The organism is Klebsiella sp. 10 (assembly GCF_018223925.1).
GTDB classification, from domain to species: domain Bacteria; phylum Pseudomonadota; class Gammaproteobacteria; order Enterobacterales; family Enterobacteriaceae; genus Klebsiella; species Klebsiella pneumoniae.
This window is the reverse complement of the sequence record NZ_JAGRRB010000001.1, coordinates 479,486-506,359: the sequence shown is the minus strand read 5'-3', so window position 1 is coordinate 506,359 and position 26,874 is coordinate 479,486. Positions and strand designations below refer to the sequence as shown.

Here is a 26,874-nt window from a genome sequence, read left to right as displayed (position 1 = left end):
CATCGGAGCAGGAGAAATGTCATGAGTAAACTTCTGGATCGCTTTCGCTACTTTAAGCAGAAGGGCGAGACCTTTGCCAACGGCCACGGCCAGGTCTACAACAACAACCGTGACTGGGAAGATAGCTACCGTCAACGCTGGCAGTTCGACAAAATTGTCCGCTCCACGCACGGTGTGAACTGCACCGGCTCCTGCAGCTGGAAAATTTACGTCAAAAACGGCCTCGTTACCTGGGAAACCCAGCAGACCGATTATCCGCGCACCCGGCCGGATCTGCCAAATCACGAACCGCGCGGCTGCCCGCGCGGCGCCAGCTACTCCTGGTATCTCTACAGCGCCAACCGCCTGAAGTACCCGCTGGCGCGTAAACGACTGATTGAGCTGTGGCGCGAAGCCCTGGCGCAGCATCCCGACCCGGTGCTGGCATGGGATAGCATCATGCAGGATCCGGCAAAAACCCGCAGCTATAAAGCGGCGCGCGGCAAAGGCGGTTTTGTCCGCTCCAGCTGGAAAGAGCTGAACCAGCTCATCGCCGCCGCCAACGTCTGGACCATCAAACACTATGGCCCGGACCGCGTCGCCGGCTTCTCGCCGATCCCGGCGATGTCGATGGTCTCCTACGCCGCGGGCACTCGCTATTTATCGTTGATTGGCGGCACCTGCCTGAGCTTTTATGACTGGTACTGCGATCTGCCCCCCGCCTCGCCGATGACCTGGGGCGAACAGACCGACGTGCCGGAATCCGCCGACTGGTACAACTCCAGCTACATTATTGCCTGGGGCTCCAACGTGCCGCAGACCCGAACCCCGGACGCCCACTTCTTTACCGAAGTGCGCTACAAGGGCACCAAAACTATCGCCATCACGCCGGACTATTCGGAAGTCGCTAAGCTCTGCGACCAGTGGCTGGCGCCGAAGCAAGGCACCGACAGCGCGCTGGCGATGGCCATGGGCCATGTGATCCTCAAAGCCTTCCACCTCGATAACCCGAGCGATTACTTTCTCAACTACTGCCGGACCTACACCGACATGCCGATGCTGGTGATACTCGAGCCGCGCGACGACGGCAGCTATACGCCGGGCCGTATGCTGCGTGCTTCCGACCTGCTTGACGGTCTCGGAGAAAGTAATAACCCGGAATGGAAAACCGTGGCTTATAACAGCGACGGCGAACTGGTGGCGCCGAACGGCTCCATCGGCTTTCGCTGGGGCGAAAAAGGCAAATGGAATCTCGAACAACGGGCAGACGGCAAAGATGTCGAGCTTAAGCTGTCGCTGCTGGATATTCGCGACAGCGTGGTGTCGGTGGGCTTCCCCTACTTTGGCGGCAACGAAAACCCGCATTTTCGCAGCGTAGCGCAGTCACCGGTGACCCTTCACCCGCTACCGGCTAAACAGCTGACGCTGGCCAGTGGCGAAAACGGCCTGGTGGTCAGCGTCTATGACCTGATTCTGGCCAACTACGGTCTGGATCGCGGGCTTGACGATGTCAATGCGGCGAAGGATTTCGCCGAGGTCAAAGCCTATACCCCGGCATGGGCGGAGCAGATCACCGGCGTACCGCGTCAACATATCGAACAAATCGCCCGCGAGTTTGCCGATACGGCGCATAAGACCCACGGCCGCTCAATGATTATCCTCGGCGCCGGGGTGAACCACTGGTACCACATGGATATGAACTACCGCGGGATGATTAATCTGCTGGTATTTTGCGGCTGCGTCGGCCAGAGCGGCGGCGGCTGGTCGCACTATGTCGGTCAGGAGAAACTGCGCCCGCAGACCGGCTGGCTGCCGCTGGCGTTCGCCCTGGACTGGAGTCGTCCGCCGCGGCAGATGAACAGTACCTCTTATTTCTACAACCACGCCAGCCAGTGGCGCTACGAAAAACTGACCGCGCAGGAGCTGCTGTCGCCGCTGGCCGACGCCAGCAAATTTAGCGGCAGCCTTATCGACTTCAACGTCCGTGCGGAACGGATGGGCTGGTTACCCTCTGCGCCCCAGCTCAACGTCAACCCGCTGACCATTAAGCAGCAGGCCGAGGCCGCCGGGCTCTCCCCCGCGGAGTTCACCGTCCAGTCGTTAAAATCAGGCGATATTCGCTTTGCCGCCGAGCAGCCGGATAGCGGCAAAAACCATCCGCGCAACCTGTTTATCTGGCGCTCAAACCTGCTGGGATCGTCCGGTAAGGGGCATGAGTACATGTTGAAATACCTGCTCGGGACCGACAGCGGTATTCAGGGTGATGAACTGGGCGCCAGCGATGAGGTAAAACCTGAGGAAGTCGAGTGGCAGACCGCGGCGATTGAGGGCAAACTCGACCTGCTGGTGACGCTGGATTTCCGCATGTCCAGTACCTGTCTCTTCTCCGATATTGTCCTGCCGACCGCCACCTGGTATGAAAAAGACGATATGAACACCTCGGACATGCACCCGTTTATCCACCCGCTCTCCGCCGCCGTCGACCCGGCCTGGGAGGCGAAAAGCGACTGGGAGATCTACAAGGATATCGCTAAATCCTTCTCGCAGGTCTGCGTCGGCCATCTTGGCAAAGAGACCGATGTGGTGCTGGTCCCGCTGCAGCATGATTCCCCCGGCGAACTGTCGCAGCCGTTCGAGGTGCTTGACTGGCGCAAGGGCGAATGCGATCTGATCCCCGGGAAAACCGCACCGTCCATTGCCCTGGTGGAACGCGACTACGCGGCCACCTGGGACCGCTTCACCTCTCTCGGCCCGCTGCTCGATAAGCTCGGCAACGGCGGGAAAGGCATTGCGTGGAATACGCAAAGCGAAGTCGATTTCCTCGGCAAGCTTAACTACGTCAAGCCCGACGGTCCGGCCAAAGGCCGGCCGCGGATCGACAGCGCCATTGACGCCTCCGAAGTTATTCTTAGTCTCGCCCCGGAAACCAACGGCCAGGTGGCGGTGAAAGCCTGGCAGGCGCTGGGAGAGTTTACCGGCCGCGATCATACCCATCTGGCGCTCAATAAAGAGGATGAGAAGATCCGCTTTCGCGATATTCAGGCGCAGCCGCGCAAAATTATCTCCAGCCCGACATGGTCGGGACTGGAAAGCGAGCACGTCTCCTACAATGCCGGTTATACCAACGTGCATGAGCTGATCCCATGGCGCACCCTCTCCGGCCGCCAGCAGTTGTATCAGGACCATCCGTGGATGCGCGCTTTTGGCGAAAGCCTGGTAGCCTATCGCCCGCCCATTGATACCCGCAGCGTCAGCCAGATGAAGGCCGTGCCGCCAAACGGCTTTCCGGAAAAAGCGCTGAATTTCCTGACGCCGCACCAGAAGTGGGGGATCCACTCCACCTATAGCGAAAACCTGCTGATGCTGACGCTGTCGCGCGGCGGGCCGATCGTCTGGCTTAGCGAAACCGACGCGAAAGAGCTGGGCATTGAAGATAACGACTGGATTGAAGCGTTCAACGCCAACGGGGCTCTCACCGCGCGGGCGGTGGTGAGCCAGCGGGTGCCGCCGGGGATGACCATGATGTACCACGCTCAGGAACGGATTATGAATATCCCGGGTTCGGAAGTGACCGGTCGTCGCGGCGGCATTCATAACTCGGTAACCCGCGTCTGTCCGAAGCCAACGCACATGATTGGCGGCTACGCCCAGCTGGCCTATGGCTTTAACTATTACGGCACCGTCGGATCGAACCGCGACGAGTTCATCATGATCCGCAAAATGAAGAATATTGCCTGGCTGGATGACGAAGGTCGCGATCAGGTACAGGAGGCGAAAAAATGAAAATCCGTTCTCAGGTTGGAATGGTGCTGAATCTGGACAAATGCATCGGCTGTCACACCTGCTCGGTCACCTGTAAAAACGTCTGGAGCAGCCGCGAAGGCATGGAGTATGCGTGGTTCAATAACGTGGAGACCAAACCGGGCATTGGCTACCCCAAAAACTGGGAGGACCAGGATCAGTGGCAAGGCGGCTGGATCCGCGGCATTAGCGGTAAGCTGACGCCCCGCCTCGGCAATCGGGTCAGCGTGTTATCGAAGATTTTCGCCAACCCGGTGCTGCCGGCGATCGACGATTACTACGAACCCTTTACCTACGACTACCAGCACCTGCACAACGCGCCGGAGAGCAAATATCTGCCGACCGCTCGCCCGCGCTCGCTGATCAGCGGCGAGCGTATGGATAAGATTAGCTGGGGCCCGAACTGGGAGGAGCTGCTCGGCGGCGAATTCGAGAAACGCGCCCGCGACCGTAACTTCGAAGCCATGCAAAAAGAGATGTACGGCCAGTTCGAAAATACCTTCATGATGTATCTTCCGCGCCTGTGCGAGCACTGCCTCAACCCGAGCTGCGTGGCCACCTGCCCGAGCGGCGCCATCTACAAGCGTGAGGAAGATGGCATCGTACTGATCGATCAGGACAAATGCCGCGGCTGGCGGATGTGCATCAGCGGCTGTCCGTACAAAAAAATCTACTTTAACTGGAAGAGCGGTAAGTCGGAAAAATGCATCTTCTGCTATCCGCGCATTGAGTCCGGGCAGCCAACGGTCTGCTCAGAAACCTGCGTCGGGCGCATCCGCTATCTTGGCGTACTGCTGTATGACGCCGACCGCATTGAAGAGGCGGCCAGTACCGAACATGAAACCGACCTCTATGAGCGCCAGTGCGAGGTGTTCCTTAATCCAAACGATCCGGCGGTCATCGAGGAAGCGCTAAAGCAAGGGATCCCGCACAACGTCATTGAGGCGGCGCAGAAGTCGCCGGTCTATAAGCTGGCGATGGACTGGAAGCTGGCCCTGCCGCTGCATCCGGAGTATCGCACCCTGCCGATGGTCTGGTACGTGCCGCCCCTGTCGCCGATCCAGTCGGTTGCCGACGCCGGCGGCTTACCGAGCAACGGCAACATCCTGCCGGCGGTTGAGAGTCTGCGCATCCCGGTGCAATACCTGGCGAATCTGCTGAGCGCCGGCGATACCGGACCGGTCTTGCGCGCGCTGAAACGGATGATGGCGATGCGCCACTACAAGCGCTCGCAAACCGTCGAGGGCGTCACCGATACCCGCGCCATTGAAGAGGTGGGCCTCAGCGTTGAGCAGGTCGAAGAGATGTATCGCTATCTGGCGATCGCCAACTACGAAGACCGCTTCGTGATCCCCACCAGCCATCGCGAACTGGCGGAGGATGCCTTTCCGGAACGTAACGGCTGCGGCTTTACCTTCGGCGATGGCTGCCACGGGTCAGATACGAAATTCAACCTGTTTAACAGCCGGCGGATCGACGCCATCGACGTCAGCGGCGTGCGTAAGCATGGGGAGGGCGAGTGATGCGGATCCTGAAAGTGATCGGTCTGCTGCTGGAGTACCCCGACGAGTTACTGTGGGAGAACCGCGACGACGCCCTGGCGCTGATCAGGGCCGATGTCCCTTCCCTGACGCCGTTTGTCGGTGAACTGTTGACGGCTCCGCTGTTGGATCGCCAGGCCGAATGGTGCGAGGTGTTCGAGCGCGGGCGCGCCACCTCGCTGCTGCTGTTTGAACATGTGCATGCCGAATCCCGCGACCGCGGCCAGGCGATGGTCGACCTGATGAATCAGTATCAGCAGGCGGGTCTGCAGATCGATTGTCGCGAGCTGCCCGACCATCTGCCGCTGTATCTGGAGTATCTCAGTATTCTACCTCCCGCGGAGGCTCGGGAGGGGCTGCAGAATATCGCGCCGATTCTGGCGCTGATCGGCGGCCGTCTTAAGCAGCGAGCCTGCCCGTACTACCAGCTGTTTGACGCCCTGCTGGCGCTGGCTAAAAGCCCGCTCACCAGTGACAGTGTCACAAAACAGGTGGCGGGAGAAAAGCGCGACGATACCCGTCAGGCGCTGGACGCCGTGTGGGAAGAAGAGCAGGTGAAGTTTATCGAAGATAATGCGACCGCTTGCGATAGCTCGTCGATGCAAGCTTATCAACGACGCTTTAGTCAGGATGTGGCGCCGCAGTACGTTGACATCCGCGCCGGAGGCCCGAAATGATCCAGTATCTGAACGTCTTCTTTTACGATATCTACCCTTACCTGTGCGGCACCGTCTTTCTGGTGGGCAGCTGGCTGCGCTACGATTACGGGCAGTATACCTGGCGCGCCTCATCCAGCCAGATGCTGGATAAGCGCGGGATGGTGCTATGGTCGAACTTATTTCATATCGGCATTCTCGGCATCTTCTTTGGCCATCTCTTTGGCATGCTGACCCCACACTGGGTCTACTCGTGGTTCCTGCCGATGTCCCAGAAGCAGCTGATGGCCATGATCCTTGGCGGCATCTGCGGCGTGCTGACCCTGGTAGGCGGTATCGGCCTGCTGATGCGCCGCCTGACCAACCCGCGAATTCGCGCCACCTCCACGACCGCGGATATTTTGATCCTGTGCATTCTGCTGATTCAGTGCGCGCTGGGGCTGACAACCATCCCCTTCTCCGCCCAGCATCCGGACGGCAGCGAAATGCTCAAGCTGGTGGACTGGGCGCAGGCGGTGGTCACCTTCCACGGCGGCGCCTCGGCGCATCTGGACGGTGTCGCATGGATTTACCGCGTCCACCTGGTGCTCGGAATGACCATCTTTCTGATCTTCCCCTTCACCCGCCTGGTTCACGTCTGGAGCGCGCCGGTGGAGTATTTCACCCGGCGTTACCAGGTGGTACGCTCCCGGCGCTGAGCGCTGGCGGCGTTTACCATTCATCCTTACCGGTAGCCCGGACGAGGCCTTCGCGCCAAGTCCGGGTATTTATCGTACCTGACTCCAGGCTTTATGCCGGATGGCGGCTACGCCTTATCCGGCCTACAGGGTCCTCTCACAGGCTCAAACCTCGCAGGCCCGCGCAAGCGCAGCGCCGCCGGGCAAGATATCAGACACGGTACCTGTAATTTCGCCGGGTGGCGGCTGTCGCCTGGCCCGGCCTACAGGGTCCTCTCACAGGCTCATACCTCGCAGGCCCGCGCAAGCGCAGCACCGCCGGGCAAGATATCAGGCACGGTACCTGTAATTTCGCCGGGTGGCGGCTGTCGCCTGGCCCGGCCTACAGGGTCCTCTCACAGGCTCATACCTCGCAGGCCCGCGCAAGCGCAGCGCCGCCGGGCAAGATATCAGGCACGGTACCTGTAATTTCGCCGGGTGGCGGCTACGCCTTGCCCGGCCTACAGGGTCCGCTCACAGGCTCATACCTCGCAGGCCCGCGCAAGCGCAGCGCCGCCGGGTAAGATATCAGGCACGGTACCTGTAATTTCGCCGGGTGGCGGCTGTCGCCTTGCCCGGCCTACAGGGTCCTCTCACAGGCTTATACCTCGCAGGCCCGCGCAGGCGCAGCGCCGCCGGGCATGGGGAGATTTACTTCCCGGCTTCCGGATGGGTAGCGAACGCCGCCATCACCGCCGCCAGCGCCGCTTCGCTGAAGCCATGTTTAGGATCGTCCACCACCAGGCCGAAGCGGGTCTGCAGCCCTTCATACAGCGCGGAGACATCGGCAAAATCGATCTTCTCCACCACATGGTTATTCTCCCAGTGGGTAAAGTGGAAGTTGGTGAGGGTCATTTTGCCGCCGTCCGGCAGATGACGACACATCAGCAGATGGTGACGGAAGTGGGACTGCGGCCAGTGCGCCGACCAGAAGTTGCCCATCACATAATCAGATGCATACTGGCGGCCTAAATCGAAATGGTACATCGACTGCCAGTGTTCGTGATGGTTGAACTGCAGCGTCCACTCATCCCCTTCATGCACCAGACGATAGCTGCCGTGCGGCGTTTGCTGTGGGATATCGGCCAGCAGTTTGATCGGCGCGGTCAGCGTCTGGCCGCCGAAGCCGACGTCGGCGATCCAGCGCTCCCCCGCCACCTCCACCAGCAACAGACGGTGAGTACGCGGCGGCATCTGCGGCGGGTTGGCCAGCACCACGCGGCCCAGCAGGCTGCGGACGTTAAAGCCTATCTCGCGCAGCGCGCGCTCCAGCAGGCCATTCTGTTCAAAACAATACCCCCCGCGGCGGGCGGCGATCAGCTTCTCTTCCAGCGCCCCATCGTCAAGGTGGATTTCACGCGGCAGCAGGACGTCGAGGTTTTCAAAGGGGATGGCGCTGTTATGCTGCAGATGCAGTTCCCGCAGGGTATCAATGGAAACATCAGGCTCACCCGTCCAGCTCAGACGGGAAAAATAGGCGCGTAAAAAGGGACTCATCAGGGCCTCCAGCTGTAGGTGTCCGACATTTATAGCCTATTTTTCCGCGCCGACCGTCTTTTTTGTGCGCTTAGCGTTAACCGCGCGTGCGGCGCTGCATCAGCGCCAGCGCCGTCAGCATCAGGACCAGACCGGTCAACAACGTCAGGCTGGCCATCGCCATGCCCTGACCGACGGAACCCTGTTCGAACTGGCGCCAGATAAACACCGCCACGGTTTGCGTACCGGCCGGAGAGAGCAGCAGCGAGGTCACCAGCTCCCGGGAGGCCACCGCGAACACCATCAGCATCGCCGCCAGCAGCGCCGGAAAGACCAGCGGCAGGACAATCAACCGCAGCGCCTGCAGTGGCGACGCCCCGTGCACCCTGGCGGCGGGCTCAAGGTTCGGGCCCAACTGGCGCAGCGCGCTGCCGACATAGCGCACCGGCCAGGGCAACAGCAGGCAGCAATAGGAGAGCAGCAGCATCCACAGCGTGTTATAGGGCGAGCGCGGCCAGAAGGGCTGATTCCACAGCAGGATCAAACCGACCCCCACCACCACGCCCGGCAGCGCCGCCGGCATCAGCGACAGCGCGTCCACCATCCCGCGCCCTTTAATCTTCTGCACCATCACCAGCCAGGCGGCCAGCAGGCCCAGCGCGCCGACGATTAGCGCCGAACCCAGGGCCAGCGACAGGCTGGTGCCGAGGGCCGACAGGGCATCTCCCTGCTGGTCAAACAGCGCCGCGAAATGACGCAGTGTGACATTCTCAACACTCACGCCACCGGAGAGCGTGCCCATCACGCTGGTGAGCATCATCGAGACGGCGGGGACGCCGACCGCCAGGCCGCCTACGGCCGCCATCGCCAGCACGGCGGGCAGCATCATCCAGCCCAGCGATGCCCCGTGGTTCTCCCCCGGCTTACCGGTGACGCTGGTGACCTCTTTCTCCCCCACCAGCCGCCTTTGCAGCCACCAGGCGAACAACGCCACCGCCATCAGCAGCAGCGACAATAGCGCGGCGCCAGGGAGATCCACCGGCCAGTCGGCCAGCTTTTTCTCAATACCGACCGTCAGCATCACCACTCCCGCCCGGCTGCCCAGCGCCGCCGGTACGCCAAACTCCTCGATGGCGAGGGTAAACGCCAGCAGCATCCCCGCCGCCAGCGCCGGAGAGAGCATCGGTAGCGTCACGTGCCAGAAGGCGCGCCAGGCGCTGGCACCATGGACGCGGGCGACCACCGCCAGCCGGGTCCCGCTCGCCAGCAGGCTGCGGGAGACGGCAAAGTAGACCACCGGAAATATGCTAAAGGTCATCACCAGCACGATCCCGCTGCGGCTGAACAGCAGATCGTTCAGCTGCCAGCCGGTCAGCTGCTGCAGATAGCCCTGGCTTTGCAGGGCCAGCATCCAGGAGAGCGCCGAGATATAGGGCGGCGTCAGAAAGGGGATCAAAAACAGGAGATCCCACAGCCGGGGCAGCGGCAGCGAAAACATACCGCGCAGGATGCCGAGCGGCAGGCCAATCATTACGCTGACCAGCGCCACGCCGGCGGCGATCCACAGCGTACCGCCGAGCATCGCCGGCAGCTGAGGGTCGGCCAGCAGCGCCGGGATGCCGCCAAAGGCGTCCCCGAGCGAACCGGCGCTAAAATGGGGAAAAATCGCCTGCAGCAGAATAAACACTAACGGTAACGCGACCAGCATCACCAGGGCGGCAAGGGTCGCGCCGGAAAGGAATGTTTGTTTCACAACCGGTTCCTGAAGCTGAGGGTCCTCCGGCGGCCAGCGCCGGAGAAACGGGATCAATTACTGCGCGTACAGCTGACTGAAGCGGGCGAGCACGGCGCCCCGCTCGCTGCTGCCCTCGCTGGTGGTGGGCAGCACCTTCAGCGCGTCCAGTAGCGGACGTTTAGCCGCCACGTCGCGGCGGGCGGGCATCAGCCAGGCGTCGGCGACCTTCGCCTGACCTTCCGGCGACAGCACGTAATCGATAAAGGCTTTGGCCTCGCCGGGATGCTGGCTGGTTTTGAGGATCATCATCGGGCGCGGGGCAATCACCGTTCCGCTGGCCGGGAAGATCACCTTCAGCGACTCGCCCTGCTGAATATTGCCGTAGGAGACATAATCCACCGCGCCAAACACCGCCGCTTTCGCTCCCTGCATCACCGGCGTCACCGCCTGGGCGTTGGGTCCGCTGACTACCATGCCGTTCTTTTTCAGATCGTCAAACAGTTGCCAGGCCTGGTCGCCCATGCTGTTTTGCAGCCCGATCAGCAAATCCAGCGACGCGCCGGAGAGCGCCGGGTCGGGGGTTGTCACCTTGTCTTTAAACGCTGGCTGGGTGAGATCCCGCCACTCTTTCGGTTCCGGGGTGCCGCTTTTACTGTTCCAGACAATACCCAGGGCGGAGACGCCCTGGGCGATATAGTCCGCCGATTTCAGGTTCGCCGGTACCTGGTCGGCGTTGGCGCTCGCAAAAGGCAACAACCAGCCCCGCTGGTGCAGATCTTCGGCGGTATCCCACGAGGCGGAGATCAGCACATCCGCCTGCGGGTTGGCCTGCTCGGCCTCCAGTCGGGCCATCACTTTGCCGGTGGTGGCCTGAAAAACGGTCACCTTCACCCCGGTCTGTTGTTCAAAACCGCTGGCCAGGCTTTTCGCCAGCGAGCCGGGTCCGGCGGTGTAAACGGTCAGCGCATGGGCGCTGGAGAGCATCATGGCGGAGAGAGCCATCGCGAGTACCACTCCTTTCTTAACGGTCATAACGGTGTTCATGCAACTTCCCCTGAGGTTGGCGTAACGGCGCGGACAGCGGCCACGCGGCCCGCGGATAAATAGACAATCTGGTCGGCTAACAGCTCGGCTTCATGTCGGTCATGGGTGACATACAGGGCGGTGATGCCGAGCTGTCGCAGCAGGCGGCTCATTTCGCCACACAGCGATTCGCGCAGTTCGCTGTCCAGGTTGGAGAGCGGTTCATCAAACAGCAGCACCCGCGGCGCGGCGACGATCGCCCGCGCCAGCGCCACCCGTTGCTGCTGACCGCCGGAGAGGCCTGAAGGCTTACGTTCGGCAAAGCCATTGAGGCCTACCCGCGCCAGCGCCTCGTTGACCCGGCGCTCGCGTTCGCTGCGGGAGACGCCGCGCATGCGCAGCGGAAAGGCGACGTTCTGCGCCACGCTCATATGCGGCCAGAGGGCATAATCCTGAAAAACCATGCCGATATCGCGCTGCTCCGGGGGCAATCCCCATCCTGCGCTGGCGACCAGCCTGTCGCCAAAGCGGATTTCGCCGCTGGCCGGCACGCTCAGCCCGGCCAGCAGACGCAGCAACGTGCTTTTGCCGCAGCCGGAAGGGCCCAGTAGCGCCACGATGCGGCCGGGTTCGATATGCAACGTGAAGCGGTCAAGAATAGGGGTCTCTGCGAAGGCGAAAGAGACCTCCTGCAGGGTGATAGGGGTCAGCGTGCGCATCATCGCCCTCCCTTTCGGGACAGCGAGACCAGCCCGGCGGTCGACATCCGACGGGGCACGCTCACCTGGGATAGCATCAGGGGAGCCAACATATTGTGATCCTCTTTGGGACTTAGTGCTGGCGACTATAGTCAGACGAGATGACGTATTGATTACATTTTCATTGCGGCTTAACGTGTTACCTGCCAACCGACCCATTATTCAAGGAACGCCTATGAGCCGCTTTCGCCACGTTGAACTGCAGTACGCCAGCCGCCTGCTCAACCACGGCCCAACCATTTTGATCACCAGCTACGATGCCCCGTCCGACCGGCGCAACGTTATGGCCGCCGCCTGGTCAATGCCGGTGGAATTCGCCCCGCCGCGGGTGGCTATCGTGGTGGATAAAAGCACCTGGACGCGGGAGATCATCGAGCGCAATGGCACCTTCGGCATTGTGGTTCCCGGCGTCGCAGCCGCCAGCTGGACCTACGCCGTCGGCAGCGTCAGCGGCCGCGATGAGGACAAATTCAATGCCTGGGGGATCCCGGTAGTGACCGGCCCGGAGCTGGGGCTGCCGCTGATCGAGGAGAAATGTCTGGCATGGATGGAGTGCCGGTTGCTGCCGGCGACGGGGGCCCAGACCCAGTACGATACCCTGTTCGGGGAGGTGGTCTCTGCCGCCGCCGATGAGCGCGCGTTTGTCACCGGACGCTGGCAATTCGACGACGATAAGCTCAATACCCTGCATCATCTTGGCACCGGCAATTTTGTCGCCAGCGGCCGTCATGTGCGGGCAAACTCCCTCGACGAATAAGCATGACTTGCCGCGGGCGGCAGGTTTTTCACCTGCCCGGCCTGCGGCCCCCTTTTAACCCGGTGGGCGGCGGCGATCGGCGCTGGGGGTCAGGCCAAACACTTTTTTATACAGGGTGGTAAAGTGGTTGCTGTTGGCAAAGCCGCACAGATAAGCCACTTCGGTAATGGTCATCTCCGTTTCGCGTAATTTGACCCGCGCGGAGACCAGCCGCAGACGTTTCAGATAATTATCCGGGGTTAATCCGGTGGCCTCTTTAATATGGCGAAACGCGGTGCGGGTGGTGAGATGAAATTGCTCCGCCAGCTGCTGCCAGTTATGTTCTTCGAAACAGTGCTCCTGAAGCCAGGTGAGTAATTTATGCAGTTTATAGCGAGTGCTGCTATATTCGGCTTCCGACTCGGCTGTGAGAATGGTGGTCACCAGCTGGAAAAAGAGAGACTCCCGTAGCGGGGTATTATCCGCCGCCCTCAGCGCCGGGGAAAATATCTTTTCCACCAGTTCCCGGCAATAGCTGCGAGTCTCCGGCGCTAGCCAGCCATAGCAGGCGGCGCGCTGCGCGGATAATTGCTGCAGCAATCCCTCCATCTGCTGTAAATAGCCAAAGGCCACCGCCGGATTAATTAAGACATTAATCAGCTTCAGCGTCCCCAGCTCATCATAATAATGCACATCGCCAGGCTGGACGTAAAATACGTCTCCCTGTTGGATATACAGCGGGCGACCATTAATAACGTGTAACCCATGCCCCTCCTCGACGATCACCAGTTCGGCAAATTCATGGCCGTGCTCCTGGCTATTATCCTCCGGGTCACTGGCGTACATGCCGAGCTTATCCTGGGAATGGGTGAAATAATACTCAACGGTCAGTGTCATCATTACAGCAAATCCTGAACAACCTATGGCGCAGGAGCACGATAATCTATTCCGGCCCTCGGCACGCGCCCGATGTGCGGATTTGTGATCGCCAGCGCCCCCACCTCATTATTCCTGCCATTTTCACTGACGGTTTGGCATTGCCAGAGTGGTAGCCGCGCCGGACGACGGCCTATGCTGCGCCTAACCTAACGGAGAGGACGCAGTATGTCACAAGCAATTCAATACAATTCCAGCGTAGCGATGATCCGTCACCCGCGCTTTTTACAGCGTGCGGCCGACCTGACGCCCGCGCTGCAACGCCTGCGCCAGACGCCGCAGGCCATCGTCGAGGCCGTCGCTGAACCAGGAGCGCTGAACGGCTGGCGGGGGAATACCGTCTGCACGCCGGAGCAGTTTTATCAGCAACCGCTCAACGTCGGCGACAGCATCATTATTGATTTTGGCAGCCATTTTGTTGGCTACCTGCAGTTCAGCTGCCGCAGCGTCGGCAGCCCGCCCGATGCCCCGGCCCATCTGCACTTCACCTTCGGCGAGACGCTGAGCGAAGTCTGTGAGCCGTTCAGCGAATACCAGGGATGGCTGAGCAGCAGCTGGTTGCAGCAGCAGGATCTGTGGCTTGACGTCCTGCCCGCCCGGGTCGCTCTGCCACGTCGCTATTGCCTGCGCTACCTGAAGGTGGAGGTCAAAGCGCTGTCGCGCAAGTTTCGTCTGCAGTTCGATGAGATCGCTCTGGAAACCGTCACCTCTGCCGGCAGCCCGCACCCGGCGGTCATCGCCGATCCGCAGTTGAAAGCCATTGATGACGTTGCCGTTCGTACCCTGAAAAACTGCATGCAGGAGGTGTTTGAAGATGGGCCGAAACGCGACCGTCGGCTGTGGCTGGGCGACCTACGCCTGCAGGCGCAGGTGAATGACGTGACCTTCGGCCACCACGATCTGGTCCGCCGCTGCCTGTATCTCTTTGCCGCCCATACCCGGGAAGATGGCATGGTTTCCGCCAATGTCTTTGTTCAGCCAGAGGTACGCGCCGATGACACCTTTCTGTTTGATTACTCATTGTTTTTTGTCGACGTGCTTTATAACTACCTGCAAAGCACCGGCGACACGGAAACCGTCGGTGAGCTGTGGCCTACGGCGCGGCGGCAAATCGAGCTGGCGCTGACCCGCTGCGATTCTCAGGGGCTGGTGCGCGACAGCGATGACTGGTGGGTATTTATCGACTGGCAGGCGGAGCTGAATAAACAGGCGTCGGCGCAGGGGGTGCTCATCTACTGTCTGCAGCGCGCCCTCTGGCTGGCGCAGCGTTTTGAACCGCAGCGGGTACCCGACTACACTGCCACGCTCTGGCAGCTGAAGGAGGCCGCCCTCCACCACCTGTGGGACAACGATCGGCAGGTGTTTATCAGCGGCGCCGTGCGTCAGGTCTCATGGGCGTCGCAGATCTGGCTGGTGCTGGCGGAAGTTGGCACCGCCGGGCAGCGTCAGGCGCTGATGCGCCGCTTGCAGCAGCAGCCGCCCGCCATTGCCATGAACACCCCGTACCTGCGTCATCATCACATTGTTGCCCTGCTACAGTCCGGCCTGCGCGAGGAGGCGGTGGCGGAGATCAAAGCCTACTGGGGGGCGATGGTCGCCTACGGCGCCGACACCTTCTGGGAAATTTTCGACCCCCAACATCCTGACTTTTCCCCGTATGGCAGTAAGCTTATCAACAGTTACTGCCATGCGTGGAGCTGTACCCCGGCCTGGTTTATTCGCCAGTACGGACTTTAACAACAACGATAAGCGAGTGATTTATGGCAGAAACAACGTTTACCCTGTGGCGGCAGCGCCTTGGCTATGGCATTGCCGATCTCTCCTGCAACCTTGTATGGCAGATGATCTCTCTGTATCTGATGTTCTTTTACACCGACGTCATGGGTCTCCCGGCCTATTATGTCGGCCTGATGTTCCTGGTCACCCGGCTGGTAGACGGCGTGGCCGACGTGCTGATGGGGCTGGTGATCGACAATACCACCACCCGCTGGGGGCGCTGCCGCCCCTGGCTGCTGATCGGCGCCCTGCCTTTTGGCCTGCTGTGTATTCTGGCCTTTTATGTGCCGGATTTCGGCACCACCGGCAAACTGCTGTACGCCTTTGTCACCTATCTGTGTCTGTCGTTCCTCTACACCCTGGTGAATATTCCGTTCTGCGCCATGCTGCCGTTTTTAACCAGTGATTCCGCAGAACGCACCACGCTGTCGGCGGTGCGCATTTTGCTGGGCTCCCTTGGCGCCACCATCGTCGCCGTGGCTACGCTGCCGCTGGTCGGCATGCTAGGCAAAGGCAACCAGCAGCAGGGATTCCTCTATACCGCGGTGATTTTTGGCGTACTGGCGGCCTTTTTCCTGCTGGTGAGCTTTCGCAACGTCGAAGAAAAGATCACCCTTACCGGGGAGCGCATGACCCTGAAACGCGCCTGGATTAGTCTGCGCGCCAATCGTCCGTGGTGGGTCTTCGCCAGCAATATCTTTCTGATGTGGGGTGCCTTTTTCTTTCAGACCGGGGCCCTGGTGTACTTCTTCCATTATTACGTCGGGAATACCGAGCTGACGGCGGTTATCGCCGGGATCTCCACCTTCGTTCCCCTGCTCGGCACCCTCACCGTCCCGCTGCTGGCCCGACGCATGAAAAAACGTCATGTCTATCTGGTGGCCAGCGCGGTCAATCTGCTCGGGATGGGGATTATGATGGTGTCTGGCGCCCACGTTCTGGGACTGATCGTCGGGGCCGTGATCCTCTCCCTCGGCGCCGGCCAACGCACGGCTATCTATTTCTCGATGCAGGCCGACCCGGTGGATTACGGCGTGTGGAAAACCGGGATTAATACCGCAGGGATCCTGACCTCGATAAACGGTTTTCTCGGCAAGGTGGCGATGGCTGGTGCCGGGGCTATCACCGGCGTGCTGCTCTCCTCCAGCGGCTATATCGCCAACCACACGCAGAGCGACAGCGCCCTGTTGGCCATCAAGGCCTGCTATCTATACATTCCGGCGCTATTGATCCTCGCCTCGATGCTGTGGATGGGCCGCTTCTACCGCCTCGACGATCAGTATGAGCAGATTCGTGCCGACCTTGATGCCGGACGCGGCGCCTCGCCAGCCCCGGCCCCGACCGCCGGAGAATCCCCCGCCATGTAAGGCGCCCCCGCTGATTTAACCTCTGGATAAATTAAGGATTTTTATGCGTATCTCTGTGATTAGCGCAGCGGTTTGCTGCGCCCTTTTTCCGCTCATCAGCGTCAGCGCCGCCGGCTTGAGCGTGGAGCAACGGCTGGCGCAGCTGGAAGCGCGCCTCAATCTCGCTGAACAGCAGGCCAGCGAGGCCAGCCGCCGCGCGCAGCGGGCAGAACAGCAAACTGCCGCCGCCGAGCAGCGCGCCGCGGCGGCGGAGCAGCAGGTGCAGGCGCTCAGCCAGCAGACCACGGCTCGCGAACAAAAACAGCAGGCCACTAATCAGCAACTGAGCGAGCAGCTGGCGAAGCGCGCCCCGGACGATGGGTTTACCTTTAACGCCTACGCCCGTTCCGGGATGTTAGTCAACAGCCATGGTAAAGGCGCCCGCGGCGGGCCGGGCGTCTCCCCGGCCAGTTCGCTCAACGGCGATGCCCATGTCGGTCGTCTCGGTAACGAAAAAGATAATTACGCTGAGCTGAGCTTTGGCAAAAAGCTCACCTTCAACGATGGTTCATGGGCGCGCTTTAAGACCATGCTCGCCGACGGGGCCACCAACCCCGATCCGTGGGTTCAGGATAACGACAGCCACCATCTGAACATTCGTCAGCTGTACGTCGAGATGGGTAACTTTGCCGAATTCACCGGTCCGTTAAAACGCGCCTCAATTTGGGCCGGCAAGCGCTTTGATCGGGATAACTTCGATATCCACTTTACCGATAGCGACATCATGTTCCTCGGCGGTACCGGCGGCGGGATCAATGATGTCGACTGGGGAAGCGGCCTGCGCGGCGACTATTCGGTGTATGCACGTAACTTCGGCGACCTTGGCAGCGATAATTACGCGGATAATGACATCCAGAATCTGCTGTTCACCGCCAACCATTTTTACGGCAACTGGCAACTGATGACCACGGTGATGACCGCCCAGGGCAACGATGATCTGAAAGATAATACCTCGACCACCGGGAGCTATGCCCTGCGCAGCGATAACACCGCCAAAAACGGCTACTACGCGATGCTGGCCCTGCACGACAAACAACAGTTCTACGGCCTGGCGCCGGGGGTGTCTGAAAGCGCCCTGCAATACGGCGTCGGGCTGGGCGCCGAAGCGCGTCAGCCGGGGAGCGATGGCGATCTGACCGAGAACGCGGCCTCCCTGCGCTTTGCGTCGTATGGCATCCTGCCGTTGGGGAAAAACTGGCAGCTGGCGCCGTCGGTGATAGCCCAGCATAGCGAAGACCGCTATCGCGACGGCGACCGCTACGACTGGGCGACGTTTAACCTGCGGGTATCACAGGGGATCTCCGCTCACTTCGCCCTGCTGTATGAGGCCTCGTGGCAGTATATGGATCTCAATCCGAACGGGCGCAGCTATCGCTATAATGACAACGTTTATCAGTATCAGGCGGTGCGCGGTGATTTCTACAAGCTGACCTTCGCCCCCACCTTTAAAGTGGGTGATGTGCTGGATATCAAGGCGCGGCCGGAAATCCGCTTCTTTGCCACCTGGATGAACTGGGATAAAGCGCTGGATCGCTACGCGATAAATGACGATTTCGGCAGCAAAGGCTTTACCGCTGGCGGGACATGGAACTTCGTCGTGCAGACGGAGATTTGGTTTTAATCAAACGGCCCGTCCGGCTCAAATGCCAGGACGGGTTGATTTAAATACACGCTGTTACTTTGTCACTATGCCAGTGCTGTATGAAGTAATATAAACTTATAAAATAAAAACCATAACAGGCTAAAAAGATAAAGGTTGTTTTTATAATTCCAACAGGTGACTTTCGTTTTTTCTCAACGATGAGAAGATCGTGAAACCTTTCTTGCTGTTGTTCTGGTGTTAAATTATCAACTATTTTATTTTTTATATCATCGTGAATCTTTTTAAACGTTCGCTTTTCACCTGGAAAGCTACCGTGTAGAAGAAACAAAAAAAATAAAGAAAAGCATAACGAACGCTAATATCCGAATACTGGGCTCAGTTACCCCCCAGCATCCAAGGGTAGCAATAAACAACCAGATACCATGAGTGTTTGCTCGTGCTCTAAACCTATCAATATGAGCGCTGTATTTCTTGATTTGTTTCAAAATAGAATCGTTGGTTTCCATACGTAATGCACTCCTTTTTAAAGGCCCCGGTTACGAAAGAGGGCAAACTCTGCCATTTTTCTTGCGAAGAATAATCTTTCAAACAACCTTCAACAAGTTGATAATCAATGGATTACCCTGAAGCAATAAAAGCAGTTTTCTGGCTGCACCGGTTGGGTGACGTCGTTTCGTTTCCCAGCTTTTAACCAACTCGTAGCTAACGCCAACGGCCGCTGCAAAGTCCTGCTGTTTTAAACCTGTGGCTTCACGTATCGCTTTCACGTCAATTTCGCTGAAGGTATGAACGTGCTGCTCCATCAGCATTTGTTCACCTTTCTCGATCCTGACCATTTCTTCTGCACTCGCCAGCAGATCGGCAAACAATTCGTCTTTCATACCCACCTCGGTTGGCTCTCTGGCGCTTAGGATAGATGAACATGCTGTTTCTCTCAGTGCGTCGCCGGAGAAGCCCCTCCCCGGGGGCGGCGCAAAGCGCCTTGCCCGGGCTACGGAACTGCAGACCGCTGAGAACGCGTAGCCCGGACAGATGCGCAGCATCGCCTCCGGGTGCCGGGTTACATGCTATAACCCGGCTGCTTAATCAACTGCGCCATCTGCGGGGCGATCTCACTGTCCCACACCGCCTGCCACGCGTCCGGTTCAAACTGAGTGAGTGCGACGCTGACGGCGCTCTCTTTGCTGTTCAGATGGCGGATCAGCACCTCGGTAATGTCGGCGGCCAGCGCGGTTTTTTGTTCATCAGTCAGTTCACGGGGAAAACATTTAATATCAACATGCGGCATAGCAAAGACTCCTTGTGATGAGAGCCATAACGCTACCACAGAATGGCCGTTCTGGTTGGCATCGCGTGCGTTAAATCAGCTTGTTACGGCGTAGCGCCGCGGCCAGCTCCGGTCGCTGACAGAACGCCCGGGCGATGGCGGCGAATTTTGGCGCGTGGTCGTCAAACCACGCCTGGCGGGGTCCCCAGCGGTACATCGCCGCGATATAGCAATCCAGCAACGTTACCGACGCGCCCAGCGCCCACGGCCCGGCGGCCAGCTGCTGTTCGAACCAGAGATAGAGATTTTTCCGGTACTGGCGACAATTCTCCACCAGCTGCTCCGCGGCGGCGGGCGCCCAGCGTTCCGGGTAATCGGCATAGGTAAAGGTAGGATAGACATTGGCCACCAGCCAGACCAGCAGGCGCTGAAACTGCGGACGCTGTGGCGTCCCCGGCGCGGGGGCCAGATCGGGACGCTGGTCGAGGATCATCAGCGCGATGGCGGCGGTTTCGGTCATGATGCTCCCGTCGGCCAGCCTCAGGGTGGGCACCTGGCACAGCGGATTAATCTGCCGCAGACGCTCGCGCGCCGGACCGGGCTGGTCAAAGCCCTCCACGTCAACCACCTCGTAGGGAATATCGGCCAGGGAGAGCATCAGCTCGCTAATCGTCGAGCCCCATCCCGGCACACCATAAACGGTTATCATGGTCTGCCTCCAGGGTAAAGCCTAAGTGTAGGCAGAAATTTGCCGCTCACCCACCCGGCACACCATGCCCTGAAAAGCCTGGCCTACGCCGATTCTCGTGCCACCAGCTGAAAGCCGATATCTATAATCACCCCGCTTTCTTCTCCCCCTTCGATGCGGTCAGCCAGCAGCGTGGCTGCCCGTTCACCGATGGCATGGCGATCGACGCTGACGGTGGTGATGGCTGGACGATTGCTGGCGGCGAAATCCAGATCGCCAAAACCGATCACCGCCAGATCCTGCGGTACGCGTAGCCCCCGGCTTTCGGCTTCCATAATCGCCCCCTGGGCGAGGGTGTCTGAGCTGCAGATGATCACATCAAACTCGCCGGCGGCCAGCAGCTCCGCCAGACCGCGTCGCCCCAGCGCCAGCGACGCCGGGAGCGGCACTTCAACCTGAGGCGCATCGTCCAGCCCTTTTTTAGCCAGTCGGGCACAGAGCCCCTGCTTACGCAACATCGCGCGCGCATCGCCCGCCCACAGCAGGCCTGGTCGCTGGTAGCCTTTCTCCAGCACGTACTCGCCAATGGTTTCGCCAACTTTTTCATGGGAAAAACCGACCAGCATATCCAGCGGCGTCGGGGTGAGATCCCAGATTTCCACCACCGGCGTGGCGGCGTTAAGAATCGTTTTCTTTAACAGCGGTGCATGCTGGATGCCGGTTAACACAACGCCATCAGGGCGCCGCGAAAGCAAGGTGGAGACCAGCTCGGCTTCGGTCTGCCGGTCATAGCCCGCTACGCACAGCAGCATATGGTAGCCGCGCGCCGCCAGGGTATCGCTCAGCGCCTGGATGGTATCGACAAACATATTGTTATTGATTTGCGGTACCACGACCGCCACCAGCTTGCTGCGCCTGGAGGCGAGGCCGCCGGCCAGCGCATTGGGGATATAGCCCGTAGACTGCACCGCCTGCATCACTTTCTCTACCGTTTTTGGCCTGACCAGTTGGGGCGTATTCAGCGCCCGACTGACCGTCATCGGCGACAACCCGGCGCTGCGGGCCACATCCTCCAGCGTCGGCGCCCGCGTCGGTTTTTTGCTTTTCACGGCTAAGCCCCTGTGTTAAGTCGTTTCCTGTGGGCATTATTGATGATGCCCCACGCAATTGCCAGCGCCCGCCGCGTCTCCCCTAACAGAATCAAAGACCTGCAATACTAAATGTTATCGCTATCATTTTTTCTTGTCACTTTTCACAAACTGTTTTGGATCGTGACTTGGACAACATAATTTACACCTTTATAACGGCCAATTGTGATCGTTTGTACAAATTAAAACCACTAATGTAGCGTCAAAATCATTTCACCATTACAAATGATAGCGCAATCATTTTATTACCAAAAAGGACACCATTATGACCTCAAGCGCCAATTCCGAGTCCGTAACCTACGCCAAAGCTTTCGGCGTCAAAACCGCCGCAGAAACCGGTGACCGCATTGAACACGTCAAGCTGTCGCTGGCTTTTCTGCCGTTGGCCACTCCCGTCAGCGATGCCAAAGTGCTGACTGGTCGCCAAAAACCGCTGACCGAAGTGGCGATTATCATCGCGGAAATTCAATCCCGGGATGGATTCACCGGCGTCGGCTTTAGCTACTCGAAACGTGCGGGCGGCCAGGGCATTTACGCTCACGCCAAAGAGATAGCTGATAATCTGCTTGGCGAAGATCCAAACGACATCGACAAGATCTACACCAAACTGTTGTGGGCCGGAGCTTCCGTCGGCCGTAGCGGAATGGCGGTACAAGCTATCTCCCCTATCGATATTGCCCTGTGGGATATGAAAGCCAAACGCGCCGGTCTACCGCTGGCCAAACTGCTGGGTTCACATCGTGATTCTGTGCAGTGCTACAACACTTCCGGCGGCTTCCTGCATACCCCACTGGATCAGGTGTTGAAAAACGTGGCTATCTCCCGTGAAAACGGCATCGGCGGGATTAAACTGAAAGTCGGTCAGCCTAATACTGCCGAGGATATCCGTCGTCTGACGGCAGTGCGCGAAGTGCTGGGCGATGACTTCCCGCTGATGGTCGATGCCAACCAGCAGTGGGATCGCGAAACCGCCATCCGCATGGGACGCAAAATGGAGCCGTTCAATCTGATCTGGATTGAGGAGCCGCTGGATGCCTATGACGTTGAAGGACACGCGCAGCTGGCCGCCGCGCTGGATACGCCGATTGCCACCGGCGAGATGCTGACCAGCTTCCGCGAACATGAGCAATTGATCCTCGGCAACGCCAGCGACTTCGTGCAACCGGACGCCCCGCGCGTCGGCGGGATCTCCCCGTTCCTGAAAATAATGGATCTGGCCGCGAAGCACGGCCGCAAACTGGCCCCGCACTTTGCCATGGAAGTGCACCTGCATCTCGCCGCCGCCTACCCGCTGGAACCGTGGCTGGAGCACTTCGAGTGGCTGAACCCGCTGTTTAACGAGCAGTTAGAACTGCGCGATGGCCGGATGTGGGTTTCCGAACGCCATGGTCTGGGCTTCACCCTCAGCGAGCAGGCCCGCCGCTGGACCCAGCAAAGCTGCGAGTTTGGAACACGCCCGTAATGTCTTTTCCCGGATGACGGCGTCCACGCCTTATCCGGGCTACCGGTCCGCAGACCACTGAGGACCCGTAGCCCCGATAAGCGCAGCGCCACCGGGGATAAACCTCTGCCCCGTTGTACTCGCAATACACGAAATCCGTCAGCAAGCACCAACGCAGCATGAAAGATGACGTGTCTTCACAACCCTGCAAAGGAGTTGAATAACATGCAACAGCAAATAAAACGCAGCAACGTGCGTTACGGTATATTAGTTTTTTTATTTCTTGCGACCGTATTTAATTATGCAGACCGGGCCACCTTGTCTGTTGTCGCGCCGATTATGAGTAAAGAGTTAGGTTTTGACCCTGAAGCAATGGGCCTGGCCTTTTCGGTGTTTGGTATTTCCTATGTTATTATGCAAATACCCGGCGGCTGGCTGCTGGATAAATATGGTTCGCGGTTGGTCTACGGCTGCGCACTGATTGGCTGGTCGGTCGTCACTATGTTTCAGGGCACTATTTATCTGTTTGCCAGTCCGCTGGTAGTGCTGGTGATCCTGCGTCTGATGATGGGCGCCATTGAAGCGCCCGCTTTTCCGGCCAACAGTCGCCTGAGCGTCCAGTGGTTCCCCAATAAAGAGCGTGGATTTGTCACCTCGGTCTATCAGGCCGCGCAGTATATTTCGCTGGGAATAATTACGCCGCTGATGACCATCATTCTGCATAATTTAAGCTGGCACTATGTCTTTTATTATATTGGCGCTATTGGGGTGGTACTGGGAATATTCTGGCTATTAAAAGTTAAGGATCCTTCACATCACCCTAAAATTAACCCACAGGAGCTCGATTATATTCGTGAAGGCGGCGGCGTACCGGAATTAGGTAGCCAAAAAACGCCGCAAAAATTAACTCTCGCGCAGATTAAAAGTGTCTGCGTCAATCGTATGATGATCGGGGTATATATCGGTCAGTTCTGCGTCACATCGATTACCTGGTTCTTCCTCACCTGGTTTCCGACTTATCTCTACCAGGCCAAAGGCATGTCAATCCTTAAGGTCGGGTTTGTCGCCAGTATCCCGGCGATTGCCGGATTTATCGGCGGCCTGTTGGGCGGCGTATTTTCGGACTGGCTGCTGAAACGCGGTTACAGTCTGACCACCGCCCGTAAGCTCCCGGTGATCTGCGGCATGCTGCTCTCCTGCGTCATTGTCGTCGCCAACTACACCTCTTCGGAAGTGGTGGTGATCGCCGCCATGAGCCTGGCGTTCTTTGCCAAAGGTTTCGGGAATCTCGGCTGGTGCGTGCTGAGCGACACCTCGCCGAAAGAGATGCTCGGTATTGCCGGCGGCGTGTTCAATATGTGCGGCAACCTGGCGAGCATCATTACCCCGCTGGTCATCGGGGTGATCCTCGCCGACACCCACTCGTTTGATTACGCCATCCTCTACGTCGGTTCCATGGGCGTGCTGGGCCTGTTCTCTTATCTGTTTATCGTTGGACCGCTGGATCGCTTGACGCTCACTCCGCGCACCGTTTGATTGATGACCCTGGCGAGCATTCGCCTCCGCTGTTTCGCATCGTACTCCGGCGAAACAGCGGTTTTTTAGTAGGTTATCCCCGGCGGGTTGACCACCGACTGCGCCACCGCTTCGCCCTGCTCCCCCCAACGCGCCAGCACCTGCTGATATTCACCGCGGGCAATCGCCCCGTCGAGAGCCGCCTGCAGGGCATAGACCAGACCGTTGCCTTTTTTGGTGGTTGTCGCCACCCACGCTTTTTTCGGCCCCAGGCCCACCACCCGGGTCTGACCGTTAAGCGCCGCTTTATAGGCTGCCACCGACTGCGGGCCGAAAAAGATATCCGCCCGCCCGGACTGGATATAGAGGTTGCCGGAGGCATCATCGGTCAGGTAGACCGGCTGGGCCTGCGGCCGTCCGGCGGCGCGGTTGTCCTCGTTCCAGCCCAGCAGGATCCGCTCCTGATTGGTGCCGGACCCGACGATCACTTTGCGCCCGGCAAGGTCGGCGGGTCCGTTTACCGCGGCGATATCGCTGGTGGATTTCACCGAGAAGGCCAGGGAGTCCACCCGGTAAGTCGCAAAATCGAACTTCTCTTTGCGCTTCTCGGTTACCGCGATATTGATCAGCGCCACATCGTAGCGGCCGGAGGCGATGCCCAGCGGCCAGTCCTCCCACGCGGTGGGCACCAGCCTGAGCTTCAGGCCAAGGCTTCCGGCCAGCAGGCGGGCTATATCCGGGTCGCTACCGATCCGCGTGCGGTTGTCGCTGGCCAGCAGGGCCAGCGGCGGCGAATTGAGCGCCGAGATCGCCACCGTTAGCGTCCCCGGCTCGACGAAGCGATAGCCCGGCGGAATTTTCGCTATCGCCTGCGGGTCGCGGGTGACCGGCAATGGCTGCTCATTGGCGCGCAGATCCAGCGCCGCGTAAGCGCTCATGGCAAAAGCGCTGAGAACAAGGGTCATTAGCGCTCTGTTCATGACGGCAGCACCCTGGATAAAAACTGCCGGGTACGCGGATGCTGCGGATGGTTGAGCACCTCGTCGCTGCTGCCCTGCTCGACGATCCTGCCGTCGACCATAAACACCACCTGGTCGGCCACCTCGCGGGCAAAGCCAATCTCATGGGTGACCACCACCAGGGTGGTGCCCGATCGCGCCAGCTTCTTGATGACATCCAGCACCTCGCCCACCAGCTCGGGATCCAGCGCCGAGGTGGGTTCATCAAACAGGATCACCCGCGGGTTCAGCGCCAGCGCCCGGGCAATGGCGATACGCTGCTGCTGGCCGCCGGAGAGATGCCGCGACCAGGCGTCGGCTTTATTGCGCAGTCCGACGACGTCCAGTAGCTCATAGGCGCGGGCAATGGCCTCTTTGCGCGTGACCTGCTGGTGGGCGATCGGCGCCTCAATCAGGTTCTCCAGCACCGTCAGGTGCGGAAACAGGTTAAAGTTCTGGAACACGTAGCCGACGTTGATCCGCTGGCGAAGAATTTCCTTTTCTTTCATCTCATACAGCTTGTCGCCTTTGCGGCGATAGCCGATATAGTCGCCGTCAATCTGAATAAATCCCTCATCGACCCGTTCGAGGTGATTTATGGTGCGCAGCAGCGTGGACTTGCCCGAACCGGAAGGGCCGAGGATCACCGTCACCGTGCCCGGGGGGATCTCCAGCGACACATCGTCCAGCGCCTTGTGGCGGCCATAGTATTTGCTGACTCCGGTGATAGAGATATGGCCATTATGAGAGCTGGGCATGAGCGGCCTCCTGCGGCTGTGGTTGACGTGCGGGTTGATTCAGACGGCTGCTGCGGGCGCTGTTTACCGCCGAGCGGCGCTCGCTGCGCGCCAGGCCCCGTTCCACCAGATACTGAAAGGCGGAGAGGACGCTGGTGATCGCCAGATACCAGGCGGCGCCGACCATCAACAGCGGGATCACCTCCTGGGTACGGTTGTAGATCATCTGGATGGTGTAGAACAGTTCCGGCATCGCCAGGACATACACCATCGCCGTTCCCTTGGCCAGACTGATGATCTCGTTGAAGCCGGATGGCAGGATGGTGCGCAGCGCCTGCGGCAGAATAATGCGCAGCGTGCGCCGCCAGGCGGGTAGCCCCAGCGCGGCGGCGGCTTCATACTGCCCGTGGTCGACGCCGAGAAAGCCGCCGCGAATAATCTCCGCGGTATAGGCGCTCTGCACCAGGGTCAGGCCCACCACCGCCGTGGAGAATTGCCCCAGCACGTTAATGGTCTGATAGCTGGCCCAGGTCACGCCGGTAAACGGGATCCCCAGCGACAGGGTGTCGTAGAGATAGGAAAAGTTATAGAGAATGATCAGCACCACAATCAGCGGCAGCGAGCGAAACAGCCAGATATAGCCCCAGGCGAGACTGCTGAGCAGCCACGATGAGGACAAACGGGCCAGCGCCAGCAGGCCGCCGAAGATCACGCTTAGCACCGTGCCGAGCAGGGTCAGGAGCAGGGTTTGCCCCAGCCCCTCGAGGATCACCGGGTCGAAGAACCAGCGGGCGAAGACGCCCCACTCCCAGCGCGGGTTAAAGGCCACCGACTGGATCACCACCGCCAGCACCAGCAGGGCGACCAGAGCCCCGACCACCCGCAGCGGATAGCGCGCCGGCACCACTTTGATCGTTTCAGATGAATGCATAATGCCT

22 protein-coding genes are annotated in these 26,874 nt (G+C 59.6%); 10 read left to right on the top strand and 12 right to left on the bottom strand.

Annotated features, from left to right (window positions below; genetic code table 11):
• The first annotated feature begins 21 nt into the window (after positions 1-21).
• From KHQ26_RS02560 to narI, 4 genes are read left to right on the top strand one after another with little or no spacing between them, the layout of a single operon-like run.
• On the top strand, positions 22-3,762 hold the full coding sequence (locus tag KHQ26_RS02560; RefSeq protein ID WP_020803476.1) for a nitrate reductase subunit alpha: 3,741 nt from the start codon (positions 22-24) through the stop codon (positions 3,760-3,762).
• Positions 3,759-5,303, top strand: a complete 1,545-nt coding sequence (gene narH, locus KHQ26_RS02555) for a nitrate reductase subunit beta (protein WP_002906546.1) — start codon at positions 3,759-3,761, stop codon at positions 5,301-5,303. The genes KHQ26_RS02560 and narH overlap by 4 nt, the downstream gene beginning before the upstream one ends.
• A complete protein-coding gene (narW, locus tag KHQ26_RS02550) occupies positions 5,303-5,998 on the top strand; it encodes a nitrate reductase molybdenum cofactor assembly chaperone (protein WP_002906547.1) in 696 nt (231 codons plus the stop codon). Before narH ends, narW begins: the two co-directional genes overlap by 1 nt.
• Positions 5,995-6,675, top strand: coding sequence for a respiratory nitrate reductase subunit gamma (gene narI, locus KHQ26_RS02545; RefSeq protein ID WP_004175972.1), 681 nt, complete (start codon positions 5,995-5,997; stop codon positions 6,673-6,675). The genes narW and narI overlap by 4 nt, the downstream gene beginning before the upstream one ends.
• A gap of 669 nt (positions 6,676-7,344) precedes the next feature.
• Here the strand turns inward: narI and nhoA are convergent.
• The 4 genes from nhoA to KHQ26_RS02525 form a co-directional block, all read right to left on the bottom strand.
• A complete protein-coding gene (nhoA, locus tag KHQ26_RS02540) occupies positions 7,345-8,190 on the bottom strand; it encodes an N-hydroxyarylamine O-acetyltransferase (RefSeq protein WP_020804706.1) in 846 nt (281 codons plus the stop codon).
• Positions 8,191-8,266: 76 nt separating this feature from the next.
• A complete protein-coding gene (locus tag KHQ26_RS02535; RefSeq protein ID WP_020804709.1) occupies positions 8,267-9,922 on the bottom strand; it encodes an ABC transporter permease in 1,656 nt (551 codons plus the stop codon).
• A 57-nt stretch (positions 9,923-9,979) separates the two neighbouring features.
• Positions 9,980-10,948: an ABC transporter substrate-binding protein gene (locus KHQ26_RS02530; protein ID WP_004189830.1), complete on the bottom strand. Its 969-nt coding sequence runs from the start codon at positions 10,946-10,948 to the stop codon at positions 9,980-9,982.
• Entirely contained in the window at positions 10,945-11,649 is a 705-nt protein-coding gene (locus KHQ26_RS02525) for an ABC transporter ATP-binding protein (protein ID WP_211777843.1), read from the bottom strand. Before KHQ26_RS02525 ends, KHQ26_RS02530 begins: the two co-directional genes overlap by 4 nt.
• 211 nt (positions 11,650-11,860) lie before the next feature.
• On the opposite strand from KHQ26_RS02525, the gene KHQ26_RS02520 reads away from it, so the two are divergent.
• Complete coding sequence (locus KHQ26_RS02520) at positions 11,861-12,442, top strand: flavin reductase family protein (RefSeq protein ID WP_020804704.1); 582 nt, start codon at positions 11,861-11,863, stop codon at positions 12,440-12,442.
• A gap of 54 nt (positions 12,443-12,496) precedes the next feature.
• On the opposite strand, the gene KHQ26_RS02515 is transcribed toward KHQ26_RS02520, so the two are convergent.
• Positions 12,497-13,321, bottom strand: a complete 825-nt coding sequence (locus tag KHQ26_RS02515; RefSeq protein WP_004200067.1) for a helix-turn-helix domain-containing protein — start codon at positions 13,319-13,321, stop codon at positions 12,497-12,499.
• A 204-nt stretch (positions 13,322-13,525) separates the two neighbouring features.
• Here KHQ26_RS02515 and KHQ26_RS02510 point away from each other — a divergent pair, with 204 nt between their 5' ends.
• The 3 genes from KHQ26_RS02510 to KHQ26_RS02500 are packed head-to-tail and all read left to right on the top strand — an operon-like array spanning position 13,526 to position 18,160.
• Positions 13,526-15,094 carry a family 78 glycoside hydrolase catalytic domain gene (locus KHQ26_RS02510; protein ID WP_020804708.1) on the top strand — a complete coding sequence of 523 codons (1,569 nt, stop codon included), beginning with the start codon at positions 13,526-13,528 and terminating at the stop codon, positions 15,092-15,094.
• A 23-nt stretch (positions 15,095-15,117) separates the two neighbouring features.
• Positions 15,118-16,500, top strand: coding sequence for an MFS transporter (locus KHQ26_RS02505; protein ID WP_004151222.1), 1,383 nt, complete (start codon positions 15,118-15,120; stop codon positions 16,498-16,500).
• A 43-nt stretch (positions 16,501-16,543) separates the two neighbouring features.
• Positions 16,544-18,160: a carbohydrate porin gene (locus KHQ26_RS02500; RefSeq protein WP_211777842.1), complete on the top strand. Its 1,617-nt coding sequence runs from the start codon at positions 16,544-16,546 to the stop codon at positions 18,158-18,160.
• Between the two features lie 566 nt (positions 18,161-18,726).
• On the opposite strand, the gene nadS is transcribed toward KHQ26_RS02500, so the two are convergent.
• The 4 genes from nadS to KHQ26_RS02480 form a co-directional block, all read right to left on the bottom strand.
• Positions 18,727-19,023 (bottom strand): NadS family protein, encoded by a 297-nt coding sequence (nadS, locus tag KHQ26_RS02495; protein WP_020804705.1) that lies wholly within the window; start codon positions 19,021-19,023, stop codon positions 18,727-18,729.
• Between the two features lie 179 nt (positions 19,024-19,202).
• The gene (gene pptA, locus KHQ26_RS02490) at positions 19,203-19,430 is read right to left on the bottom strand and encodes a tautomerase PptA (protein WP_211777841.1); all 228 of its coding nucleotides are present in this window, start codon (positions 19,428-19,430) and stop codon (positions 19,203-19,205) included.
• A 70-nt stretch (positions 19,431-19,500) separates the two neighbouring features.
• Positions 19,501-20,118 carry a glutathione S-transferase family protein gene (locus KHQ26_RS02485; RefSeq protein WP_020804703.1) on the bottom strand — a complete coding sequence of 206 codons (618 nt, stop codon included), beginning with the start codon at positions 20,116-20,118 and terminating at the stop codon, positions 19,501-19,503.
• Positions 20,119-20,201: 83 nt separating this feature from the next.
• Positions 20,202-21,206, bottom strand: coding sequence for a LacI family DNA-binding transcriptional regulator (locus KHQ26_RS02480; protein WP_009307762.1), 1,005 nt, complete (start codon positions 21,204-21,206; stop codon positions 20,202-20,204).
• Positions 21,207-21,510: 304 nt separating this feature from the next.
• Here KHQ26_RS02480 and KHQ26_RS02475 point away from each other — a divergent pair, with 304 nt between their 5' ends.
• Together KHQ26_RS02475 and KHQ26_RS02470 are read left to right on the top strand one after the other, a co-directional pair.
• The gene (locus KHQ26_RS02475; RefSeq protein ID WP_211777840.1) at positions 21,511-22,707 is read left to right on the top strand and encodes an L-talarate/galactarate dehydratase; all 1,197 of its coding nucleotides are present in this window, start codon (positions 21,511-21,513) and stop codon (positions 22,705-22,707) included.
• Positions 22,708-22,911: 204 nt separating this feature from the next.
• Positions 22,912-24,222, top strand: coding sequence for an MFS transporter (locus KHQ26_RS02470; RefSeq protein WP_009307760.1), 1,311 nt, complete (start codon positions 22,912-22,914; stop codon positions 24,220-24,222).
• 65 nt (positions 24,223-24,287) lie between these two features.
• Here the strand turns inward: KHQ26_RS02470 and KHQ26_RS02465 are convergent, their stop codons facing one another.
• Genes KHQ26_RS02465 through KHQ26_RS02455 form a run of 3 tightly spaced genes read right to left on the bottom strand, consistent with a single transcriptional unit; the run spans position 24,288 to position 26,867 of the window.
• Positions 24,288-25,139 carry a transporter substrate-binding domain-containing protein gene (locus KHQ26_RS02465; protein WP_014343117.1) on the bottom strand — a complete coding sequence of 284 codons (852 nt, stop codon included), beginning with the start codon at positions 25,137-25,139 and terminating at the stop codon, positions 24,288-24,290.
• Between the two features lie 38 nt (positions 25,140-25,177).
• Positions 25,178-25,957: an amino acid ABC transporter ATP-binding protein gene (locus tag KHQ26_RS02460; protein WP_002906697.1), complete on the bottom strand. Its 780-nt coding sequence runs from the start codon at positions 25,955-25,957 to the stop codon at positions 25,178-25,180.
• Complete coding sequence (locus tag KHQ26_RS02455; RefSeq protein ID WP_020804474.1) at positions 25,941-26,867, bottom strand: amino acid ABC transporter permease; 927 nt, start codon at positions 26,865-26,867, stop codon at positions 25,941-25,943. The genes KHQ26_RS02460 and KHQ26_RS02455 overlap by 17 nt, the downstream gene beginning before the upstream one ends.
• Positions 26,868-26,874 lie beyond the last annotated feature (7 nt).